Here is a 21,135-nt window from a genome sequence, read left to right on the forward strand (position 1 = left end):
TAGAGAATGTGCTCTCGGTCGTAACGGTGGCCATGAGGCAACGGCTGCTCGTAGCAGGGCTGTTGGGACCGCCGGGCCGACTCGCGGTTCAGGAAGCCGGCCCGGCATTCGGTGCACTGCAGGTGGCCCTGCGGACGTCCGCGGAGATGGTGTTTCACAGCAGGGCGAGGAAGGGGTTAGCCAACGTTTGGGCGGGGGCCGGGGGCTTCGGGGAGGCCTTTCGGGCAGCTGTCGGCTTGGTCTCCGGCCGCCCTGGCTCCGGGCTCCCAGCGACCACGGACAGCCGGGGCTTGGAGGCAACCGCCTTCTTCGACTTCCCGGCCTTCTTCTTCACCTTCTTGGTCTTGACCGGCTTAGGCTCGATCACGGACTCGATCACGCGAACCACCACCGGCTCGGACCGTTCAACCGCCGCCGTCGCCAGCTCGCGCTTAGGCTCGACCGCCACTTCGACGAGGGGCAGGGGCGCCGGCTCGGGCTGCCCAACCTCGACAGGCTTGGGCCCAACCAGTCGGTAGTTGATCTTCGGCCCGCCGCGCTGGCCAGTCCGCTCCACCTCCATCTCCACATCGTCCATCTCGGCTACAGCCGCCTTGATCCCAGCCGCGTTGGCCCGCGCCCCGATCGCACGAAGAAGCACCGAGGAAGTGGCTTCGCCGCCGTACCGCTGCAAGGTCTCGCGGATGACGTCGGGCAGTGGCTTGGCCTGGCGCCGGCCGACCGTTTCAGCCTCACTGGCCAGACGCCTGACGCTGGCCATGCTGTAGTCCACGAAGGCCCTGGCCGCTTCCCAGGCTTTGACCCCGACGACCGCCTTCCGTTCGGCGGCAGTGAGGACACAGGCGATTCGAAGGACGTGCTCATCCGCCCGCTCAATCAGACAAGACAGGGTCTCCGGCAGTTCGTCCAGCTGGTCTTCCAACTCGGCCCGGTAGTTGTCGTGCCGTTCAGCGGCGGCAGCCGAGAACTGCATCACCCGAGGCTCAGCGCGCGCCCACTTGTAGGCCCGGGTGAGCGCTGCCGACTCCTTTACGTTGCTCAACGGATTGCTCATCCCGGTGGGCAAGTTCTTCTGTCGCTCGACCAACACGGGCAAGATGCGGTTGTAGACCCCGCCAAGGGCGTCGTCCGGCCGGATCAAGCGGTGCCAGCGTGCGGGCTGAATGTGCCCGTGGAACCCGAGCAGCGGGTTCTCCACCCGCTCCTCTTCCCTCCTCCCCTTCTTCCCCTTGATCGTGTTGACCAACGGCGACCCGTCCCAGGCGTGAATCAGCTGATCGTGGTACGAAACATCGCGGTTGGCCCGCCTGAGCGTAGAAGCCCACTCGTCCTCAATGACCATGATCCGACCGTCCATACCCCCCTCAGCAACAAGCGTCTCCTGAACGACCTCGAACAGGGTGGTCACCAGCGCTGGACCGGAGGTGATTCCCTTACGGGTCCGACCGACCAGGAACTTCGAGATCGAGGGACCGACAGCCGCCTGAGCTGTCGCCAGCGCGAAACCTTTCCGACCAACCTTGCTGCGGCCGACCATGGCCGTCCACACCACCACGGGCCGGCCGTTGGGCTGCACCACCGAACCCGCGAGAGCGGCCGACCACATACTCAGTGCCGCCGCATAGATACCTACCGGGTCACCCTCGGAAAAATCCCGCGCCTTGTCCACGGCCTCGCCGAGAGGCCCGTACTTCATCTCTTCCCACGCACCCATTTTCCCTGTTCCCTTTCTCGTTACGCGCTGACAGCGATGGGCTCGACAACGTCCAGGGCTTCGCCCAGCATTTGCCCAAACCGGTCCCGGTGTACCTCGCACAGGTCCCATTCCAGGTCCCCAAGGGTGAGCCGTTCCACGGCGTCAACCTCCGCCCTCCTCTTGTTCCAGCACGCGTTGCAAAAGGTCTTCACGACTCGCATTGTGGCCATTGTTCGTCCCTCCTTGTGTGCGGGTGTTCATGGCAAAGGCCGGGCCCCCAAAGGAACCCGGCCTTCACCAAAAGCAACCGCAGTTACTTCCAGCCGTTCCACCAAGTACGGACTTCCCTCGGTCCGTACTTGGCACCGTATGCGTCAAGTACAACCGCTTCGAACTCGACCTCAGGGTCCCTCAGTGCCGCCTTAAATGCGGCGGTGAAGAGATCCATCAGATCCTTATAGTTCTCGCTTTCAGTAAGCTCCGCTTCTATGAGCTCCCGCGCATTGTCAAGCGCGAGCCGGATTTCCAAACTTGCGTAGTACCCGGTCATCTTTACTTCTCCTCTTCCGTACTTCCGGGGCATCCTTCGTGGGCTTCAACGCGGCCGCTCATGCCGCAACCTCCAGCCCGACCAGAACCCGGAGCCGCTGCCGCTCGCCCTGGAACTCCATGGCAACCACGTCGGTCAGGAGGCCAACCACCCCGGCGGGCCGGGCGTAGGTCAGGGCGATTTCCCCACACGCCTCGAACAGGAGGGTGAGCGCGATTCCGCGCTCCGTGTCGTCCTCCACTCCAGCGATCTCCACTGCAGCAATCCGCAGAACGCTCGTGTCCTCGATGAACTTCTTGATCATGCTCAAAGCTCTACTCCCGTCGCATCCCTGTATGCCTCGCGGACGGCTTTAGGAATGGCCCCTCGCGTTCCCACTGTGAAGCCGCTTGCGTTACCCCACTCGCGGCACAGATTCATGTGGCGGGCGTGATGCTCCGCCCGCTGGCGGGACTCGTCAGCCCGTCTCCACTGCTCATTCATGCGTTCCTGAGCGGCCCTCTCACTGGCCTTCCGGGCGTCATGAGAGGGCTTGTAGTTCTGGAAGTAACGGACTTCTGGTGGCGTTACGTCTGAGCTGTTATCGGGATCACGCAATCCGATCTCCACCATGAACGCCCGCACTTCATCATCTGTCGGCATCGGTCTACCGCTTCCGCAATTGGTGGAGCAACCGCCCTGATAGTTGTTCGGGTAGGGCATTGACCATTCCTCTCGTCTAGTGGCCAGCGCCACCACCAGGACCCTCCGCGGCCGGCATCAGGGCAGACCTCTCCCTGGGACCGTCAGCCGGCGTGGACCTGGTGGCGACGCAAGCGACTAGCGCGTGGCGTCCTCACGGGCGACGTCGAGCGCCGAGCGGTACAGGCGCGAGTCCGGGTCCCGACCCTCCGCGTACGCGGTGGACTCGTGGGCCCTCCGGAAGGACACCCGGCAGTCCTCACACATGAACTCGCGGCCGTCGGGTGTCCGGGTGCACGGGCCCCGCCGCTTCTCCACCTCGATGCAGGGACGGCAGAGACCGGTGTCCGGCTCGATGACGTGCTCCGTGTGCGTCACCTGGTGGCGCCGCCAGCAACCAGCGCAGAGACCGCCACCCGCGATGTGCTCGAAGACAGCAACAGCCTTCCCGGTGGGCAGGTACCGGCCCCACACGCGGCCGTGCGGCAGCCCGGCCGCCATGGAATAGGCCTCGAACCACTTGCCTCCCGAGAGGGCCTCGACCTGTTCCCAGATGCCGCAAGAACCGTCGTGCTCCTCCGGCAAGGTGTAGCCGCAACGGCACGCCCACACTTCGTACTTCCAGCCGTTCACTGGCCGTCCTCGATCCGCTCCACCGGAGCCCGGTACACGGCGTGAGGGAACTCTCCGCCCTGCTGCGCGGCCACCCAAGGACCGGAAATCCGGTAGCCCAGATCGATAGGGCGAGTCACCCCAAGAATCCCGTCCACGACCGAAATTGGGACGTCCGTGGCCGCCCGGTAACCGTCCAACGCCTTGGCAAAGTGGGTCAGGCCACAGGTGCACACGGTGCGGAGAGCAACCCCAACCATCGGAGAAGCCTTGGCCACCTCGACATAGCGGGCGACGTTGTCACACCGCTCCCCGGAGGAACCCCGGGGACGCTTGGGAAGCCGCTTCCCGGAGAGGTCTCCCACCACGGACCCAATAGTGTCCGGAGCCTTCCGGATCTCGATCCGATACCAGGGCTTCCCGGGAATCTGGTACCAGACCGACGCCAGCACTTCCCGACGCTTCGGGTTAGCAGCCTGGAACTCCAGGAACGCCTTTTCAGCGTCGATCCCGTCCGTCACGGTCCGAAGGAGCGTCTCGGGGAACCCGTGCCCGACCGCATTTGAGGCCGGGTAGATGTGCAGTGCTCCCGAGTCCTTGTAGTGGAGGAGGTATCGCACGTCATCCCAGTTCGGTTCACTCATTGCATTGCCTCTCGGCTAGGTGCTGGCTGTCGGCTGACAGGCCATGCAAAAGGCCGTCCCGAAGGACGGCCTAGAGCAAGGCGGGTCAGGCGTTGGCGCTACATCCCGCCTCCGGCTTGTTCTGCATAAGCCAGTACCTCAGTTCATCTATGACCACGTCGAGGTCAGCCGACCGAGAGAACGCGTGCTCAGTGTCCAGCTCGTTATACCGATCCATTTCCCAGTCCTCGCACTCCTGCCCCTCAATTTCGGGGTCGTACGTCGCCAACTCCGCCCTCAGGGTCTTCTGCCACCCCTCCTGAGCCTCGTCGTAGTCCTTGATGATCTCTTCGACCTTTTCCCGCAGGTTCATCGTTTCCTCTCCCAGATCTCACGCAACCCGAATGCGTCCTAGCCGCGCACCGGAACAGCCAGACCGTGGAACACCGAAGGCGAGTACCAAATCTCGCGGGCTTCCTCCTGGTCGTATTCGGCACCCTCCGGAATCCCTGACACCAACCCCATGTAAAGGCCCCATGCTGCCTCCATGGCCACATCTATGGCGGACAAGTAGTTAGCCGCCTGGACGTGTTCTACTATCGGCTCACGAAGACCGTCCTCCGCCCAGTCGAGGACGACCGTAAAAAAGCCCTCCTCCACAGAGCAGGTAAGGTCAACCGGCAAATTAACTTCCACAGGGGCTGGGGCACCGCCCTTGACATAGCCAAAGCGGGCGAGAATCGAGCTAATGAGGTTTCGCATGACGTCCCCTTTCAGGGGTTCGGGGTCCTGGTCTCTGCCGACTGGCAGGCCATGACCGGGGCCGGACTTCCGGCCCCGACCAAAGCCCGTCAGGCGGGACGCTTGTTCAGTTCGTCGGCCACACGAAAGGCCGTTTCCGTGTAGCGGGTAAGCGGGCAACGCGGGAATCCGTACTCCCACATCTCGCGGAACGCCTGTACATACTCGTAATTGGCTGCTGCCGCTTCAACGTTGCGCTCAGTGTCAAAAGTGCGCTTCATAATTTCCGATCCTTTGGGTTGGTTGGGTGAAAGGCCATGGAGCGACCGGGCAGAGCCCGGCCGGACCAAAGCGCGTCACTCACCGGCGGTCGTGCAGCCAGTCACAGGCCGCTGCAAATCCCTGCTGGCAGTCGTCCCATTTAGCGTCCTCGAAGCCATCGTTGAAGCTGAATACGTTGGACTCCGGGGCCCGGTGATTCGCCACCTCCACCCCCGCCCAGTAAGAGGCCGCCATGACAGCCACCAGGAGTACCCGGGAAAGCGCGCTACGCATGGTCTTGCTCATATCAGATACCCCCCCAGAATCCAGCGCCGCTCACACTGCGACCAAGCCACGACAATTTCGCACCGCCGCTCATTCACGACGTAAGGCACACTCCGCCACCCCGTCGACGCGTCCATGCGGGAACCAAACCGAACCCCCTCGCCCGCGCTTTCCAATTCATTCAGCGCGTCAACCAGCTTTTGAAGTCGCTGTTCACCGCTCATTTCAGTTCTCCAGTCCCATAAGATTCAACAGTTCATCTACGGTCGGCACGGTCGAAAAGAGACTCAGCTGTCCCGCCTCTGCCCATTCCTCGGTCGCCTTTCGGTGGCGCTCCTGTGCCCTTTCGTGGCGCTTCTCGGCGCCGGACGAGAAGTCATCCCGAGTGAACTCCCACCACTTCCGGACGACCTTGCAGCAATCCGGGTCGTCCGAGTAGCACGTCCCTTCCTCGGGGTGGTTTCGCTCCCATTCAACCCCCGAGTAGTGCATCTCATCTGCCACCGCATATTCCTCCAGGCGACCCACCCATTCCTGAACAGCCCGGATTGCGACTGCGTCATCGGTGGACACATAGAGACGCTCGTAGTGCCCGTGCGCAAAGTGCCCGAAGGAATGGACAGAAACCCCCTCAGGGAACCTCTTTTCCAGGTCCCTGGTTACGACTTGCCAGTTACTCTCTTCTAGCGCATCGGCGTCCCGCTTTCGAGTAAACGGGGTCGCAAACCAGATGCGGGTGAAGTCATCCGAGTCCGCACGGAACCAAACGCCCTTGTGTGCTTCTCGGGTGAGTTCTGCCAGATTTTCCACGAATGGCATAGCTGCTCGAACTCGGGCAATACGACGCGTACGTGCCCCAGACATAATTCATTCCCTCTCTATCAGTGATGGTTGGTGACGTCGTATCCGCCGTCGACTACCTGAATGCTGATCCCGTGAGGGCTCAGCACCCCGCATCGGAAGTCACCCCGCCCGGGGTTCTCCTCCTCCCCGTCCGTCTCGCAGTACCTGACACAGTCCTGACGCGCCTTTTCAGCCGTTTCCTCGGCCCTCTCCGGCTTTCGGTGGACTCCGAACAGGTCCCCGTTTTCATTCCAGACCCGATACTCCAAAGCCATTGCTGTACTTCCTTTCGTTAGATCCCAGGCGATCGAATGGGCATGACCGTCCACGGCCGAATCCGTAGGCGGCCAAACCAATCCGACACCTCACTTCAAGTTTTGAGGCAAAAAAGGGGGCCTATTCTGCCGCCTGAAGCCCCTGGCAGAGGTCGCAGGGACTGCGGGCCGCACAACAGTAGGCACGGGCCTTGTTGTAGCCGATGGCCTCGAAGTGCCAGCGCTCCCAGTTCACGCCACGTCGCGTGAAATTTGCCCGGGTAGCCCCGATCGCACAATCCGGGGAGTCGGCCCGGACATCAATGGCGTCTACGAGACCGCCCCCGTTCCCCGTGACTTCCACGGTGTGGACGAGATAATCAAACGTGTGGAATCCGCCTCGAATCACGCAACCGCAACTAGTTTTGACAAGTGTTTCGGACATACTTCTCCCTAGGTCTGATGCCGGCCTGAATCTGGACCCACTCCTGGCAGGTCCATCGAGAGCCGCGCAGGCATGACCCCACGTGGCCCTACAGGGTGGTTTTGACGCTCCCTGCCGCGCTGTGCCTCACACGCTTAAGGCCAGTAGTCCCGGTGGGTGAGTATCAGTCACCCATCCTTCGCACTGCCGGACGCAATGGTGTCGGCTCGTAATGCAGGTGATCTATCCATGCCGGGCGATCAGGTCCGGTTATCCACCACGTACTAGGCCGGTCATCGCAGGATTCACCCCGCTCGGGTACCAAGTCACTCCGGGCATCTATTCGCTTCATCCCGTGTGGTCTATGTGATGTTCAACGCCGGTTTCACCCCTCGGTTACCAACCCATGAAGGGGACCTATGCGCGTGCTTGTATGTGACCCAGAGGGCCGTCTGAGTGCCGTTCTGCGGCCCCCTTGGCGAGGGGCCAGGTCATTCACTTGGTGGGTTTGGGAGGGGCGCTGACACCCTCCGCCGGTCCGATCACCTACTCGCCCGACAGCCTTTTCCCGATCCCCCGCTGTTGCAGTGGGTGGTACTTCCGGCCGGGCCATTCGGTGTTGCTCTTTCCGACACCCAGAACACTAGGACCACAGACCCCTCACTTCAAGTTCTGATTCAGAAAGCCTCCTTTCGGCAGGTACTCGCGGTGCACCCCCGAGGGCCTGTATAGGAACTAAAGGAGAGGCATGACGCACATATAGATCCAAAGCGGACACGCGACGAGTCGCCACATGGGCCAATGACTACTCAAAGTTACTATCTGATCGTTATCTCAGCGTTACTGATTTCACGAGAACACTGGCCGATATACACATAATCAACACATCTGAGGACCCGTTAGGAGTGCCGGACGCTCCCCCGCCACCCCTCGGGAGGCCTTCCCTGACGTCCCGTCAGAGATGCCCTCTCACCTGCTCACTTGAAGGAGTCCCCTGAATGAATTGAGTCCCCGATCCTGTCATTTCATTCATTCCCTTACCACACATCACACGGGGGTAACACATGCATGCGTTCAGAGAGGACCCACCGGGGGTGCTGTCCTCACCCTGTGTACGGGTATGAAAGTTTCCAGGCGCTGGAGGGCGTCAAGGCCGGCCTGGCGGCCAACGGGCCTCCCTGGACTGCTCAGGGGCCTTTTTCGGGCCCCCTAGGGCTCTTCTGGGGCCTCTCGGGGCTCCAACTACCGCTCCACGGGCTCACTGAAGGCACTGAATGAATGAAATGAGGCCTCAGGACGTGATGCCGGCCACTCTTTGGGCCAAGGTGTCCTCAACCAGAGCCCGCGGACACATACATCTATTTTGTAGGGGGGTTATATACCCCCTGTCAGAGTGAGTTCTCTACCTTCTCTGAGGCTCTTCTCTCTTGAGACACAAGTTAGCCTCCCTCCTTGAGAGAGGGAGCGCACTGGTTCAAGTTTGATGGGTACGGCCCGGGTTGCTTGGCCTATGACAGCTTCCAGTAGTTGTATTCCGTCACGATCGTGTGGCCACTGTCATCTCTTAGGTGCTGCGTGGTAACGCTTCCCCAAACGCCCTTACTGGCCCTGGTACAACCGAACCGCGCTCGGTTCTTGCGGTCGATGACGAAGTCAGCCGTCACGTACCGCACGTTTGGCGGGCGCGCCACCTCCGGTAGCGAGTGCCACCAACGCCCCGTTCGAACCCGTACAGCCGATGTCGCTGGTCAGACAGTCGTGGATTTACCAGCCGGCATCGTTACACGTGTACGTAGGGCTACCGCGAGGGGAAAGAGCCGAAAAGGTCACCCGTTTGGCGGTAACTCAGTGGGCCTGTCGGCGTGCCGCCTGCCCGAGCGGCGCATAATAATAGGGGCGCTGGCCAGTGTGCAGAAGCCCAGGCATGGACACTAGAAACCGCTACCCAAACTTGACCCCGCAGATTAGAAGGAGGAAATGGCCATGACCGTCGCAATCAACGGTTGCCAGAATGCATCTGACCGATGGGTATCCGTCATCAACAACGAAAACCGCACGGAAAGTCGCACCTGCAGCCCCAGCAGTTACAGCGAGGTTTACTTCTGGATCTCACAGCACGCGAATAATCGCCCGTCGATTCAGACCAAGAAAGGCCTTATGTGGATTCAGGATGACAACTGGGAGATCCTGGGAGAGTGGGAATTTGGCGGCCCTAAGGTTCTTCTTGCAAAGATCGACAAGCAGCCTCGGGACTACGTCTTGAACATCTCCGCAGATGGCGAAATCTCCCTGATTGAGAAGTAAATATGCGTCGGCAGGTAATCGGCACCGCCGTGCCGCAAGGTTGAAGCATGGGCTCGATCATCGTCCTGTTGGAGCTAGACCAGGCCCAGGCAGACAGCCCGGAGGGCGGGGAGCCGGCCGTGCTCCTGGTGCACGCCGCCGGCCAGGACCCCGAAGTCCCCGAGGACCCGCTCCCGCGGACTCTGTGCGGGGAGGACACCGAGCCCATGGAGCTCTCGCATTACCGGCCTGGGAGGCCTGGAGAGCCCTGGTACCCGGTTTACCTGCGGGACAAGCGCTGTCAGGCCTGTGAGGACGTCCTGAGGCGGCTCTGAGGGCACTGGATCCCAGGTAGGCTGATCAGGTGCACCTCGGCCTGGGGAAGCGCTTCGGCCCCTCCGCAGGAACAGGTACCTCTCCCTCGGAAGATCCTCCGAGGGAGGGGATCACAAGGTTCGCCAGGAACCTGTTTTTTCACTCTTTGGCTGCCTGTCAGAAGTGTCCGCTAACCTGGGCTTGTGGATCAGGTGTGGCCCAAAGTCGGCGTCAGGCGTCTCCGCATGCGCGATCTCCGTGCCGAACTCGATAACGACAGGTACCAGCGGTACCCGCGTTGGTCGCCGTTGGAACGTCTGCGCCTGCTTGCACAGCTCAGTGAGCTGACTGAGCTTGAGACAGCGGCCGTACGCATCACTCAAGCCGGTGTACTGCCCCTCGGTTGGTTGGTCCAGGCCCGCAGCGAGCCAGTCAGCCTCCGTCCGGCTTCCTCGGCTGCCGGTGTACTGCCGTCCCTTACTTCACAGCAAGGTCTGGCTCACGCCGGCCGAGAAGCGATTCGTGCTCTGGTACGTGGTCGCTTTCAGATCCTTCCCCGGGGGCTTGTCACCTCTGCTCTCTCCCCGGTACTCGCCCGATCAATTGACCGACCTGCCAAGCTCCGGCTCACCAATCTTGACCTTGCCGTTCTTCTCCACGGAACCGGGCTCCGGGCTCAGGCGGAGCAACTGGCGCTCGAACTGCTGCTCGCTGTGCTCTGGGAAGTGCTGCCAGCACCCACAGAGCACCCTCTCGTTGAAGAACCTCGAACCTGGGTCTGTGTCTGCGGCTCCGAACGATTGGCTGGTCCCGTGGTCCCCCGGGGACCGGGGCTGAACCCCCTGCTGGCCACCAGTCACCAGGGGCACCGCTTCGGTTGGAGTCTGGCCGCCTAGCCGAGGTGCCCCCTTCTCGGGGAACCCCATGCCACAGATCACCCTGCCCGATAACACCCCCTGGTGGGCTGTTGGGTTGCTAGCCATCGCAGTATCCGTCCGGATCGTGGCGGGCGCCCTACTGCCCCGCCAGTCCGCCCACCGCCTCTCCTGGTGGCGCGAGTGGTGGAAGCACCGTTCGACCAAGCAGGACCGCCGCAATCCGCCGCCTCCGCCCGAGTCGGGCCAGAAGCCCGACGAGTCTGATCCGCCCCCGTCGGTTCGATAAACTCGACTCAGGCTCGGATTCGACCCCTTGCCGTCCGTGGCCACAGGAGTGCCGCGTTGGGGCCCCCTCACGGGGGCCTCTTTACGTCCCCGGTCAGGGGATCCGTGGGATGTACCGGCGGGCCTGGCGCGGTGAGAGGCCCAGTTTCTCGGCCAGGTTAGGGCCGCTGACTTTCCGGCCTTCGTCCTCCAGGGCCTCCACGGCGGCCGCAACCACCTCATCCGGGATGCCCTGGCGTCCCCGCCGCTTCCGACCAGACGAGGCATGGCCGGCCTCCAGGTCGAAGGCGAGCTGGCCGCCCTCGTCGGATTCGGCCGGAATGGCATCCACCTCGACGGCCGTTGCCGTCGACTTCGGCGCCGCAGCCATGTGCATCATGTGTGCCACCACCAGGGGAGGTATGGCGGACACAGCGGCCACCAGGACCGCGCCAGCACCCATGTAGTCGAGGGCTATCAGATGGCTGATGTCCTGAGCGCAGATGGCCAGTACGAGAGCGGCCACGGCCCCGACCAGCGCGCTTTTGCGGCCGGGAAGATCAAGCCGCTTGGCCACGTCGCTGATGACCGCCGCGCAGGCCGCGTAAACGGATACGCAGACCGGCATCAGGCGGGCGTACCCCGGGCTCCATCCGGCCACTTCGGCGAGGTGGATCTCACCTGGGACGGACATGATCAGGGCCGCGATGAAGGCGATGGGACGGCCGAATTTGAACGCCGTCTTGGCGAACCAGGGTAGGTCAACGGCCACAACGGTTGAGGGCATGGAGGACATAGCTGTCCCCTTTCAAGATCAAGAGGACAGATTTCAGAAGGTGGCGAAGCGGCTACGGGCGTGGGGTGCGAAGTGGCCGCCGGCACGACGTTCACGGATGGCCGCAACAAGGCGGCTGCCCTCGCCGAGCAGCGTCCGCGGAGTCGTGTCCGCAGGGGCGGCCACCCGGGCGCACTGGCCACAGATACCGGTCACCTGGCCACGCGCAAGCGGTCGGTCGCATTCGGCGCACTCGCCAGCGGGCTCCGACTTCGTGACCGCTCGGGGCGCCGGCACCCGCTTCAACCGAGCCGCCAGAATCTTGGCCGGTGAATAGATCGGGCTGGGGAGACCGGTTGTCAGGGCGGCCCGCAACTCGGCCTCGGAGACACCCCGGGACAGCCACTCAGCGGCCAGGGGCGCCAGGGTGGCCGCGTCAGCGGCGGACAGAGTGAGGCGTGGTTCAACTGCGCCGAGGCGGCCCAGGAGGGCCGCTGAGCGGCCGGTCAGCTCATCCTGAGGAGTCTCCTCCTCCCCCGTCTCCGAGGTGGCCGGCACGTCGGCCGCAGCCACAGGGAGGGGGTTCTTTTCACCGGTCTTTTCCTCCTTGGAGGAACGGCCGACATACCGACGTGTCGGTTCACCGACCGTCGGCGCTTGGTCGGTCGGTCCCATCGGAACATCCGAGACGATCACGTGGGTGACCCACTGGCCGGTCTCCGGGTCTTGCTCCCGGCGTCGGACCACGTAGCCCTCAGCCACCAGTTCGGCCATGGCGTCGCTGACGCGTCGTCGGCCTTCGCGAACCCGTTTGGTGATGGACTCGATTGTTTCCCGGGCGCCGTCGGGCAGAGAGAGCAGGTGGCCAAGGAGACCACGGGCGGCCAGGGACAGGCGTGGGTGCCGCAGGACGGCATTGGGCAGGGGTGTATAGCCCGCCTGCCAGCGGGTACGCTGGATGCGCATTCGAAGACTCATCTCTTCGTGCCAGACCCCGGAGCGTTAGCGCGCTGCCGGGGTCGTTTTGTCGGTGGCAGGACCGTAACACTCCTCCACCCGGAGTGGTCAACCCCGGGTGTCTGCGCTTCGGGCGGGGGTCTTCACCGCCACGCAATCGCCACAGCGCACCCGGAAGCAGGCAGAAATAGACGCGAAGAGCGAGCAAGCCGCTACGGGCCCCACGGGCAGAGAAAAGGCCCTCTGACCTGCCGTTTCGCAGGTCAGAGGGCCTTTTCTCAGTTAGGCGGCGGAAGAGTCGGCCTGTACGCCGGGTTCTGTCTCCCGGGTTGCTTGCGCGGCCCGGGGAGGCGGCCATCCATCTAGGACTGCCGTTGCCGACAGCCTCGTGCGGTCTACCCGCGGACTCGGGCGAGCAGCCCTCGATCATCCGCGCACGGCGCCCGAGGGCACCGATCTTGACCTTGCTCCAGGTGGGGTTTACCGAGCCGGCCGGGTCACCCCGGTCGCTGGTGGTCTCTTACACCACCGTTTCACCCTTACCCATCGCCGAAGCGGTGGGCGGTCTGTTTTCTGTGGCACTGTCCCGCGGGTCACCCCGGGTGGGCGTTACCCACCACCCTGCTCTGTGGAGCCCGGACGTTCCTCGGCGGGTCAGGGACCCGTCGCGACCGCCCGGCCGACTCTTCCGCCGTAGTGGTCATCGTAGCCGCTCGGGCGGGGCCTCCCGTACACCGGAGCGGACCACGGACGGCTCGCCGCCGAGGCGGGCGGCCACCCGGGCGGCGGTCGCGGTGGCCCAGCGGGTGGTGGTGGCCAGGCCGAGGAGGAGGATCGCGCCGCCCAGGCCGACCAGGATCCACCAGCCGGCGTGGCTGGCCGGGGTGAAGCCGGTCGTCATCGGGCCGACCATGGCCGAGGTGACGACCGTGCCGATCACCGCCACCCCCAGCGACTGGCCGACCTGGCGGCTCGTCGAGGCGACCGCCGCGGCCACCCCCGCCTGGGCGCGCGGCATGCCGGAGACGGCCGCGTTGGTGATCGGCGCGTTGACCATGCCGAAGCCGAAGCCGAACAGCGCGTACGACACCAGCAGCAGCACCGCCGGGGAGTCGGCGGTCAGCCTGGTCAGCAGCACCCCGCTCGCGGCCAGGCCCAGCCCGGCCGCGACCAGCGGGCCGCGCGGGCCCCGACTGCCGACGATCCGGCCGGACAGCGGCGCGCAGACCAGCATCAGCACGGCCATCGGCAGCGTCCACAGGCCCGCCTCGACCGGGTCGTAGTGCCGGACGTCCTGCAGGTAGAGGGTGTTGAGGAAGAGGAAGCCTCCCAGGGCCGCGAAGGCGCAGACCGCGGTGACGGTGGCGCCGGTGAACGGCGCGCTGGCGAAGAACCGCGGGTCCACCAGCGGCTCGGCCACCCGCCGCTCCCAGAGCGGGAAGGCGACCAGCGCGGCCACGGCGGCGGCCGCGAGGGCGAGGATCAGCGGGGACGTCCAGCCGTTGCCCGGGCCCTCGATGATCGCGGCGGTGCCGCAGCCCAGCAGGACGATCATCAGCGCCTGCCCGACCGGGTCCAGCCGGCGCGGCCGGGGCGAGCGCGACTCCGGGACGTAGCGGACGGTCAGGAGCATGGCCACCAGGGCGATCGGGACGTTGATCAGGAAGATCGACGGCCAGCCGGCCCCGTCCACCAGGAAGCCGCCCAGCAACGGGCCGAGCGCCATCGAGATGCCGACCACGCCGCCCCAGACGCCGATCGCCTGCGCCCGCTCCTTCGGGTCGGTGAAGGTGTTGGTGATGATCGACATCGCCACCGGGTTCAGCATCGAACCGCCGACCGCCTGCAGCGCGCGGAAGGCCACCAGCCACTCCAGGCTCGGCGCCAGGCTGCACAGCAGCGAGCCGAGCGCGAAGCACACCAGCCCGGTCTGGAACACCCGGCGGCGGCCGAAACGGTCGGCCACCGAGCCGAACAGCATCAGCAGCGAGGCCAGGACCAGGGTGTAGGCGTCGATGATCCACTGCAGTCCGGACGCCGGGGCGTCCAGGTCCCGCTGGATCGCCGGCAGGGCGATGTTCACCACGGTGTTGTCGAGGCCGACGATGAACAGGCTCAGGCAGCAGATCGCCAGGACGAGCAGGCGGCGGCGCCGCCCCGGGGCGGCGAGGGTCAGGGATTGGGACACGGAACCGATCCTCCCACCCCGGCGGCGGGCACGGGGCTACGAGGCGGACCGTCCGGGTGGCGGGGTCGGCGGCGGGTCGGCGCGGCGAGCCGGTAGTGGGTGGCGGGTCGGCGGCGGACGGGCGGGCGGCGGACGGGCGGACGGGCGGACGGCGGACGGGCGGACGGCGGACGGGCGGACGGGCGGACGGGCGGACGGCGGACGGGCGGACGGGCGGACGGGCGGACGGCGGACGGGCGGACGGGCGGACGGGCGGCGTGCCGGTGCGGGGATCAGACGGCGGCGAAGCGGACGGTGCGGGTGACCGGGTCGGCCTGCGTCAGCCGGACGTCGATCACCCGGCCGAGCGGCAGCGCCCCCCGGGCGGAGTCGCCGTCACAGCGGGCCCGGACGGCGGGCTCACGCAGCTGCACGGTGCCGGAGGCGGGCCGCTTCCCGTCGACGTCGATGACCACGGCGGCGAAGTCCTCGCCCTCCCGGCCGGACAACAGCTCCGCCTCCACCAGGTCCACGCAGGCCCGTTCGACCTCGGCCGCGCGGCGGTCCCCGCTCGCCATCAGCGCCGGGACGGCCGGCAGCGCCTCGCGCGCCCAGTCCGGCACGCCCTCCCCCGCCGCCACCGCCGCGCACACCTCCTGCGCGAAGCGGTCGCCGAGCCGGCGCAGCGGCGCGGTGCAGTGCGCGTACGGCGCGGCGAGCGCGGCATGGCCCGGATCGGCCGGGGCGGGCAGGCCCCGGGACTCGTCGAAGGCGTGGTAGCCGGCGCCGCGCAGCAGGCCGGTGCACGCGGTGAGGAAGGCGGCGTTCAGCGGCACGTCCGGGTCCAGGGAGCGGATCAGCTCCGGGTACGGGAGCGCCTGCGGCCAGTCCACGTCCAGCGCGGCGGCGATCCGGCGCAGCCGCTCGTACGCGGCGGCGGGCGCGGCCGGCAGGGTGCGGAGCAGACCGACGCCCGCGTCGAGCATCATCTCGGCCGCGGCCATGCCGGTGAGCAGCGAGATCTGCGCGTTCCAGCCGTCGGCGGGGCCGAGCGCGCGGTAGCCGAGGACGTAGCCGTGCAGGGTCTCCTCGACCTCCTGCTCGGGCACCGGCAGGCTGATCCCGCCCCGCGCGCGCTCCTGCTCCTCGCGCAGCCGGCCGACGGTGGCGAGCAGGGCGAGCTGCTCGTCGGCGCCGCCGAGGTCCACCGCGCGCTGGACGGCGGCGTAGTCGAGCCGGCGGTGCGAGCGGACCAGGGCGCGGCGCAGGTCGGCGAGCACCACGGCGCCGTCGGCGTCCAGATCCAGCTGCCAGAGCAGGGCGGGCCGGGGCTCGCCGGGCAGCAGGCTGGCGGCGTCCTCGGAGATCCGGGTGGGGTGCAGCGGGACGCGGTGGTCCGGGAAGTACAGGGTCTCGACCCGGCGGCGGGCCTCGGCGTCGATCGCGCCGCCCGGGCGGATGAACGCGGCGACGTCGGCGATGGCGTAGTACACCCGGTAGCCGCCGCCGGGGCGGCGGAGCAGGTGCATGGCCTGGTCGAGGTCGCGCGAGCCGGGCGGGTCGACGGTGAACAGCGGCAGGTCGGTGGCGTCGTGCTCGGGCAGTCGGGGGCGCTCGGCGGCCTCCTCCGCCTCGGCCAGCACCGGCTCCGGCCACCCGGTGTGGACCTCCAGGCGGGCGCGGAGCTCGGTCAGCTCGGTGTTGATCCGGGCGGAGTCGGCGGCCTTGACGCGCAGTTTTCGGCGAGGCATGCAGGCAGCGTAGGGCGAATCGGGTGATTCCGGACGGAGGCCACGGGCGGACGCGCCGGGCTCAGCGGCCCAGGAGGGACCTCAGATCCAGGGGGCGCAGGGTCATCACGTTCACTCTCCTCGTTGCTCACCGTAGTGGGGAACGCCGGGGCGGCCCACCGAATTGCCGCCGGAGCAGCCGGGGCGGCCGTGGTGGTGGGCGAGGGGCTGGGGCCCGGCGCCGCTCCGGGGGCTGGGGTTCGAGGACGGGCCCTGCGGCCCGGGACGGGTTTTGCGTAGGGTGGCGGGGTTCATCCGCCACAAACTGTTGAGGAGTCCGCTGTGCTGGTGCTGTTGCCGCCGTCGGAGGGCAAGGCCGCGTCCGGGGACGGCGTGCCGGTGGCGCTCGACCGGCTGTCGCTGCCCGGGCTGACGGCCGCGCGCGGCGAGGTGCTGGACGCGCTGGTCGGTCTCTGCCGGGGCGACGAGGACACCGCCGCCGAGGTGCTGGGGCTCAGCCCCGGGCTGCGCGGCGAGATCGCCCGCAACGCCGGGCTGCCGGCGGCGGGCGCCCGGCCGGCCGGCGAGGTGTACACCGGGGTGCTGTTCGACAACCTGGGCCTGGCCACGCTGGACGCCGCCGCGTACGGCCGGGCCGAGCGGTCGCTGCTGGTCTTCTCGGGCCTGTGGGGCGCGGTGCGGATCTCCGACCGGATCCCGCCCTACCGCTGCTCGATGGGTGTGAAACTGCCCGGCCCGGGGGCGCTCGGCGCGTACTGGCGGGGCGCGATGGCCTCCGAGCTCCCGGAGGTGGCGGACGGGCTGGTGCTGGACCTGCGCAGTTCGGCGTACGCGGCGGCGTGGAAGCCGGCCGGCGAGGTGGCGTCCCGGACGGCGACCGTCCGGGTCCTGCAGGAGCGGAACGGCAAGCGCACGGTCGTCAGCCACTTCAACAAGGCGACCAAGGGCCGACTGGTGCGCGACCTGCTGGTCGCGGGCGCCGAGCCGAAGACGCCGGGCGAGCTGATGGACACGCTGCTGGGCCTGGGCCACCAGGTCGAGCTCGCGGCCGAGAGGACGGCGCGCAAGCCGTGGCAGCTGGACGTGGTGGTCACCGAGGTGCACTGAGCGGGGTCGAGCGCGGTGGCGGGGTCGATGACGAGCCCGCCACCGGCTCAGCGGTCACGGCTCAGCGGCTCAGCGGTCACGGCTCGGCGGCTCAGCGCAGGTGCGAGGTGTCGTTGAGCAGCCGCAGCGAGGCGTTGCCGTCCGCGTAGTACTGGACGGCGCAGAACGAGGCGGCGGACAGCTCCATCCGGTACAGCGCGTCCGGCGGGGCGCCGAGCGCCAACCGGACCAGCGTCTTGATCGGGCTGACATGGGAGACCACCAGCACGGTCCTGCCGGGGTACCGGGCGATGATCTTGTCCCGGGCGACACCGGCCCGGTGGGTGAGCGTGGTGAAGCTCTCGGTGCTACCGGTGGGCTTGGCCTTCGCCGAGCCGAGCCACGCCGCCAGGTCCTCCGGGTGGCGCTCCTGCACCTCGGCGAAGGTCAGGCCCTCCCAGGCGCCGAAGTCGACCTCGCGCAGCCCGTCCTCGTACCGGACCTCCAGGCCGAGCCGGGCCGCGACGATCTCGGCGGTCTGCCGGGTGCGGCGCATCGGCGAGGCCACCACGGCCTGGATGCTGCCGCGGGCGGCCAGTTCCTCGGCGGCCCGCTCGGCCTGCCAGCGACCCTTGTCGGAGAGCTCCGGGTCGGAGCCGCCGCTGCCGGAGAAGCGCTTCTGCGGCGTCAGCGCGGTCTCGCCGTGGCGGAGCAGGACGAAGGTGGTCGGGGTGCCGAGGTCGGCCTCGGCCGCCCAGCCGGCCTTGGGGGCGACGGTCTCCAGCGGCGGTTCGTCGGCGGCCACGGCCGGCTGCGGCTTCCGCGGCTCCCACTGACGGCCGGCCTTGCCCGCGTCCATCGCCTCGTTGGCGAGCCGGTCGGCGTCCTTGTTCCGCTCGCGCGGGATCCAGGTGTACGTCACCCGGCCGCGCGGCAGGATCGTCCGCGCCTCGGCGGCGAGCGGCTGCATGTCGGGGTGCTTGATCTTCCAGCGTCCGGACATCTGCTCGACGACCAGCTTGGAGTCCATCCGGACGTCCACCGAGGCGTCCGGGTCGAGTTCCCGGGCCGCCTTGAGGCCGGCGATCAGGCCCCGGTACTCGGCCACGTTGTTGGTGGCGTGGCCGATGAACTCGGCGGCCTCGGCGATGATCTGCCCGGTGTCGCCGTCCCGGACCACCGCACCGTAGCCGGCCGGCCCCGGGTTGCCCCGGGACCCGCCGTCCGCCTCGACGATGAAGCGAGCCGCCATCGGCTCAGACGCCCGTGTCCGCGGTACGGACCAGGATCCGCGAGCAGTTCTCGCAGCGGACCACCTTGTCGGCCGGCTCGGCCTTGATGGCGTTCAGCTCGGTGATGGAGAACTCGGTGCGGCAGCCCTCGCAGCGGCGCTGGTAGAGGCGGGCCGCGCCGACGCCGCCCTGCGTCTCGCGCAGCTTGGTGTAGACCTTCAGCAGGTCGGCGGGGATGACCTTGGCCACGGCCTCGCGGTCCCGCTTGACCTTGTCGGCCTCGCCGTCGATCTCCGCGAAGGCGGCGTCCCGGCGGGCCTCGGCCTCGGTGAGGACGACGGTGGAGTGCTGCAGGCGCGCGGTCAGCTCGGTGACCCGGGTCTGGGCGCTCTCCAGTCGCTCCATGATCTCCAGCACGACCTCCTCCAGATCGCCCTGGCGCTTGGCCAGCGAACCGATCTCGTGCTGGAGGTTCTCCAGGTCCTTCGGCGAGGTGATCGCGCCGGAGTCCAGGCGCTGCTGGTTGCGGGCGGACCGGGAGCGGACCTGCTCCACGTCCTGCTCGGCCTTGGTCAGCTCGCGGGTGGTGTCGCCCTGCTGGGCCTCGGCGGCGACCACCAGGTCCTTGAGCGCGGTGTGGTCGGCGGCGGCCTTCTCGATCTCGGCGTGCTCGGGCAGGGTCCGGCGCCGGTGGGCCAGCTGGTCGAGCTTCGAGTCGATGGCCTGGAGGTCGAGCAGGCGGATCTGGTCGGCGGGCGCGGCGTTCAAGCGGAAGGCTCCTGTGAATCGGGTCAGGCAGTGAAGGACATGGGGGCGTGCGCGGTCCACGGGTCGGTGACCCGCTGGGAGACCTTGGTCTCCACGGCCCAGCCGCGCTTGTCGGCGGCGGCCTGCAGGGCCCGCTCGGCCAGGGCGAGCCAGGGCCACTCGGTGGCCCAGTGCGCGGCGTCGACCAGCGCGACCGGCGCCGCCTCGGCGGCCTCGGACGCCGGGTGGTGGCGCAGGTCGGCGGTGAGGTAGGCGTCCACCCCGGCCGCCCGCACCTCGGCGAAGAAGCTGTCGCCCGAGCCGCCGCACACCGCGACCCGGCTCACCAGCCGGTCCGGGTCGCCGGAGACGCGGACGCCCGCGGCGGTGGCGGGCAGGCCCTCGGCGACCTGCGCGGCGAAGGCCGACAGGGACAGCGGTGGCTCCAGCAGGCCGATCCGGCCGGTGCCACGACGGCCCAGCGGGTCGGTCGGGTCCGGCACCAGCGGGCCGGTCACCCGCAGGCCCACCGCCTCGGCGAGCGCGTCCGAGACGCCGGGGTCGGCGTGGTCGGCGTTGGTGTGCGCGACGTGCAGGGCGATGCCGTTGCTGATCAGCGTGTGCACCACCCGGCCCTTGAAGGTGGTCGCGGCGACGCTCGTGGTGCCGCGCAGATAGAGGGGGTGGTGGGTGACCACCAGGTCCGCGCCCCACTCGACGGCCTCGTCGACGACCGCCTGGACGGGGTCGACGGCGAACAGCACGCGGCCGACCTCGGCCTGAGGGTCCCCGCAGACCAGGCCGACGGCGTCCCAGGCCTCCGCCCACTGCGGCGGGTAGACCTCTTCGAGCGCGGTGATGACGTCGGACAGTTTCGGCACCTGTCGAGACTACCGTGCGCGCGGGCGCGGTCGGGCCTCGGCCGTTCGGCGACCGGCCTGCGGTGCGGCGGTGGTGGGTCGGTGGTGGGGTCGGTGGTGCGTCGGCGCTGGGGTCGGCGCTGCGTCGAGGGCGCGTCGGTGGTGCGGCGGTGGTCTGGTCTCGGACGCGGGTGCCGGGGGCGTACGGATGCGCGTCAACCTGCGGCGAGGGGCGCCCGTGCGGGCGCGCGCGAGCCGTGCGCGCCCGCATGCCCGGCGCCCGTTGCTCACATCCGGGCCCTCGTACGAATTCGAAAACGCCTCTGGATCACCCTTACGAGTGAAGTGACCGGCTGTGCGTTGAGCCACTCACGTCTCGAAAGTAACTTCATTCCTGCGAACGGGAGTTGCCCCGAAAGTTGCCCCGACCGGGGGTCGGGAGGGCGCTCCGCCGGACACGGGCCCTGGCGAGACCGGGTCCGGGGCGGGCGCGGCCGGGGTGGTGTTCCCACCCCAGGGACGGCAGCCCGGGGACGGCACTCCCGTTCAGGGGCGGCACTCCCGCTCCTTCCGAGGAAACCGATCAGGCCGGGCCGCGCGCCCGGGTGCCGGAGTGGTGGGCATCCGCGAGCGGCGGCCGAGACGAAGGGATGTGGTGGCGAATGGAGGCGGGCACATCGCTGCGTACGGCCGGGGGCGGGGAATCGGCGGGCCACGGGCCGGATGCGGCCGGACCGTGGCCGGAGACGACGCGGGCGGCGCTGGCGGGTGCCGGCGCCCGGGGAGGCGGCGGTGACTGGGAGGTCGCCGTCGAGGGCTTCTGGTGCACGGCCAGGCCGCCCGCGTCGGG

The 21,135-nt window shown here is 67.7% G+C and carries 21 protein-coding genes and 1 other RNA gene; 3 read left to right on the forward strand and 19 right to left on the reverse strand.

All coding sequences use genetic code 11. The features are described 5' to 3' along the window. Nucleotides 1–154: 154 nt before the first annotated feature. The 11 genes from ACIOJE_RS07765 to ACIOJE_RS07815 all read right to left on the reverse strand — a co-directional run bounded on the left by ACIOJE_RS07765 (nt 155) and on the right by ACIOJE_RS07815 (nt 6,567). On the reverse strand, nt 155–1,714 hold the full coding sequence (locus tag ACIOJE_RS07765; RefSeq protein WP_400774136.1) for a DUF3987 domain-containing protein: 1,560 nt from the start codon (nt 1,712–1,714) through the stop codon (nt 155–157). Nucleotides 1,715–2,009: 295 nt separating this feature from the next. Continuing rightward, nucleotides 2,010–2,246, reverse strand: coding sequence for a hypothetical protein (locus ACIOJE_RS07770; RefSeq protein ID WP_400774138.1), 237 nt, complete (start codon nt 2,244–2,246; stop codon nt 2,010–2,012). 58 nt (nt 2,247–2,304) lie between these two features. After that, nucleotides 2,305–2,550, reverse strand: coding sequence for a hypothetical protein (locus tag ACIOJE_RS07775; protein WP_400774140.1), 246 nt, complete (start codon nt 2,548–2,550; stop codon nt 2,305–2,307). Nucleotides 2,551–3,065: 515 nt separating this feature from the next. Next, complete coding sequence (locus ACIOJE_RS07780) at nt 3,066–3,560, reverse strand: hypothetical protein (RefSeq protein ID WP_400774142.1); 495 nt, start codon at nt 3,558–3,560, stop codon at nt 3,066–3,068. Further along, nucleotides 3,557–4,183: a hypothetical protein gene (locus ACIOJE_RS07785; protein WP_400774145.1), complete on the reverse strand. Its 627-nt coding sequence runs from the start codon at nt 4,181–4,183 to the stop codon at nt 3,557–3,559. The genes ACIOJE_RS07780 and ACIOJE_RS07785 overlap by 4 nt, the downstream gene beginning before the upstream one ends. 85 nt (nt 4,184–4,268) lie before the next feature. Beyond that, complete coding sequence (locus ACIOJE_RS07790) at nt 4,269–4,535, reverse strand: hypothetical protein (protein ID WP_400774147.1); 267 nt, start codon at nt 4,533–4,535, stop codon at nt 4,269–4,271. 38 nt (nt 4,536–4,573) lie between these two features. Next, the gene (locus tag ACIOJE_RS07795; RefSeq protein ID WP_400774149.1) at nt 4,574–4,924 is read right to left on the reverse strand and encodes a hypothetical protein; all 351 of its coding nucleotides are present in this window, start codon (nt 4,922–4,924) and stop codon (nt 4,574–4,576) included. Between the two features lie 89 nt (nt 4,925–5,013). Further along, nucleotides 5,014–5,184: a hypothetical protein gene (locus ACIOJE_RS07800; protein ID WP_400774152.1), complete on the reverse strand. Its 171-nt coding sequence runs from the start codon at nt 5,182–5,184 to the stop codon at nt 5,014–5,016. 79 nt (nt 5,185–5,263) lie between these two features. After that, entirely contained in the window at nt 5,264–5,470 is a 207-nt protein-coding gene (locus ACIOJE_RS07805; protein ID WP_400774154.1) for a hypothetical protein, read from the reverse strand. 204 nt (nt 5,471–5,674) lie between these two features. Further along, nucleotides 5,675–6,259, reverse strand: a complete 585-nt coding sequence (locus ACIOJE_RS07810) for a hypothetical protein (RefSeq protein WP_400774157.1) — start codon at nt 6,257–6,259, stop codon at nt 5,675–5,677. 71 nt (nt 6,260–6,330) lie between these two features. Then, nucleotides 6,331–6,567 (reverse strand): hypothetical protein, encoded by a 237-nt coding sequence (locus tag ACIOJE_RS07815; protein WP_400774159.1) that lies wholly within the window; start codon nt 6,565–6,567, stop codon nt 6,331–6,333. A gap of 2,386 nt (nt 6,568–8,953) precedes the next feature. On the opposite strand from ACIOJE_RS07815, the gene ACIOJE_RS07820 reads away from it, so the two are divergent. Then, nucleotides 8,954–9,274, forward strand: coding sequence for a hypothetical protein (locus ACIOJE_RS07820; protein ID WP_400774162.1), 321 nt, complete (start codon nt 8,954–8,956; stop codon nt 9,272–9,274). Nucleotides 9,275–9,321: 47 nt separating this feature from the next. Beyond that, nucleotides 9,322–9,588: a hypothetical protein gene (locus ACIOJE_RS07825; protein ID WP_400774165.1), complete on the forward strand. Its 267-nt coding sequence runs from the start codon at nt 9,322–9,324 to the stop codon at nt 9,586–9,588. A gap of 1,237 nt (nt 9,589–10,825) precedes the next feature. On the opposite strand, the gene ACIOJE_RS07830 is transcribed toward ACIOJE_RS07825, so the two are convergent. The 5 genes from ACIOJE_RS07830 to ACIOJE_RS07850 all read right to left on the reverse strand — a co-directional run bounded on the left by ACIOJE_RS07830 (nt 10,826) and on the right by ACIOJE_RS07850 (nt 16,360). Further along, on the reverse strand, nt 10,826–11,506 hold the full coding sequence (locus ACIOJE_RS07830) for a hypothetical protein (protein ID WP_400774167.1): 681 nt from the start codon (nt 11,504–11,506) through the stop codon (nt 10,826–10,828). Nucleotides 11,507–11,539: 33 nt separating this feature from the next. Continuing rightward, a complete protein-coding gene (locus tag ACIOJE_RS07835; RefSeq protein ID WP_400774170.1) occupies nt 11,540–12,451 on the reverse strand; it encodes a hypothetical protein in 912 nt (303 codons plus the stop codon). 281 nt (nt 12,452–12,732) lie between these two features. Further along, an RNA gene (gene rnpB, locus ACIOJE_RS07840) (RNase P RNA component class A) lies at nt 12,733–13,129 on the reverse strand. A 13-nt stretch (nt 13,130–13,142) separates the two neighbouring features. Further along, nucleotides 13,143–14,630: an MFS transporter gene (locus ACIOJE_RS07845; RefSeq protein WP_400774173.1), complete on the reverse strand. Its 1,488-nt coding sequence runs from the start codon at nt 14,628–14,630 to the stop codon at nt 13,143–13,145. Nucleotides 14,631–14,902: 272 nt separating this feature from the next. Further along, a complete protein-coding gene (locus ACIOJE_RS07850; protein WP_400774175.1) occupies nt 14,903–16,360 on the reverse strand; it encodes an RNB domain-containing ribonuclease in 1,458 nt (485 codons plus the stop codon). 321 nt (nt 16,361–16,681) lie between these two features. On the opposite strand from ACIOJE_RS07850, the gene yaaA reads away from it, so the two are divergent. Continuing rightward, entirely contained in the window at nt 16,682–17,467 is a 786-nt protein-coding gene (yaaA, locus tag ACIOJE_RS07855; protein ID WP_400774177.1) for a peroxide stress protein YaaA, read from the forward strand. A 91-nt stretch (nt 17,468–17,558) separates the two neighbouring features. Here the strand turns inward: yaaA and ACIOJE_RS07860 are convergent, their stop codons facing one another. From ACIOJE_RS07860 to ACIOJE_RS07870, 3 genes are read right to left on the reverse strand one after another with little or no spacing between them, the layout of a single operon-like run. Further along, nucleotides 17,559–18,698: a bifunctional RNase H/acid phosphatase gene (locus tag ACIOJE_RS07860; protein WP_280674741.1), complete on the reverse strand. Its 1,140-nt coding sequence runs from the start codon at nt 18,696–18,698 to the stop codon at nt 17,559–17,561. Between the two features lie 4 nt (nt 18,699–18,702). Continuing rightward, entirely contained in the window at nt 18,703–19,446 is a 744-nt protein-coding gene (locus ACIOJE_RS07865) for a zinc ribbon domain-containing protein (protein ID WP_280674743.1), read from the reverse strand. 23 nt (nt 19,447–19,469) lie between these two features. Further along, the gene (locus tag ACIOJE_RS07870; protein WP_280674745.1) at nt 19,470–20,306 is read right to left on the reverse strand and encodes a Nif3-like dinuclear metal center hexameric protein; all 837 of its coding nucleotides are present in this window, start codon (nt 20,304–20,306) and stop codon (nt 19,470–19,472) included. Between the last annotated feature and the right edge of the window lie 829 nt (nt 20,307–21,135).

Origin of the sequence: Kitasatospora sp. NPDC087861 (assembly GCF_044742585.1) — a bacterium.
GTDB lineage: Bacteria > Actinomycetota > Actinomycetes > Streptomycetales > Streptomycetaceae > Kitasatospora.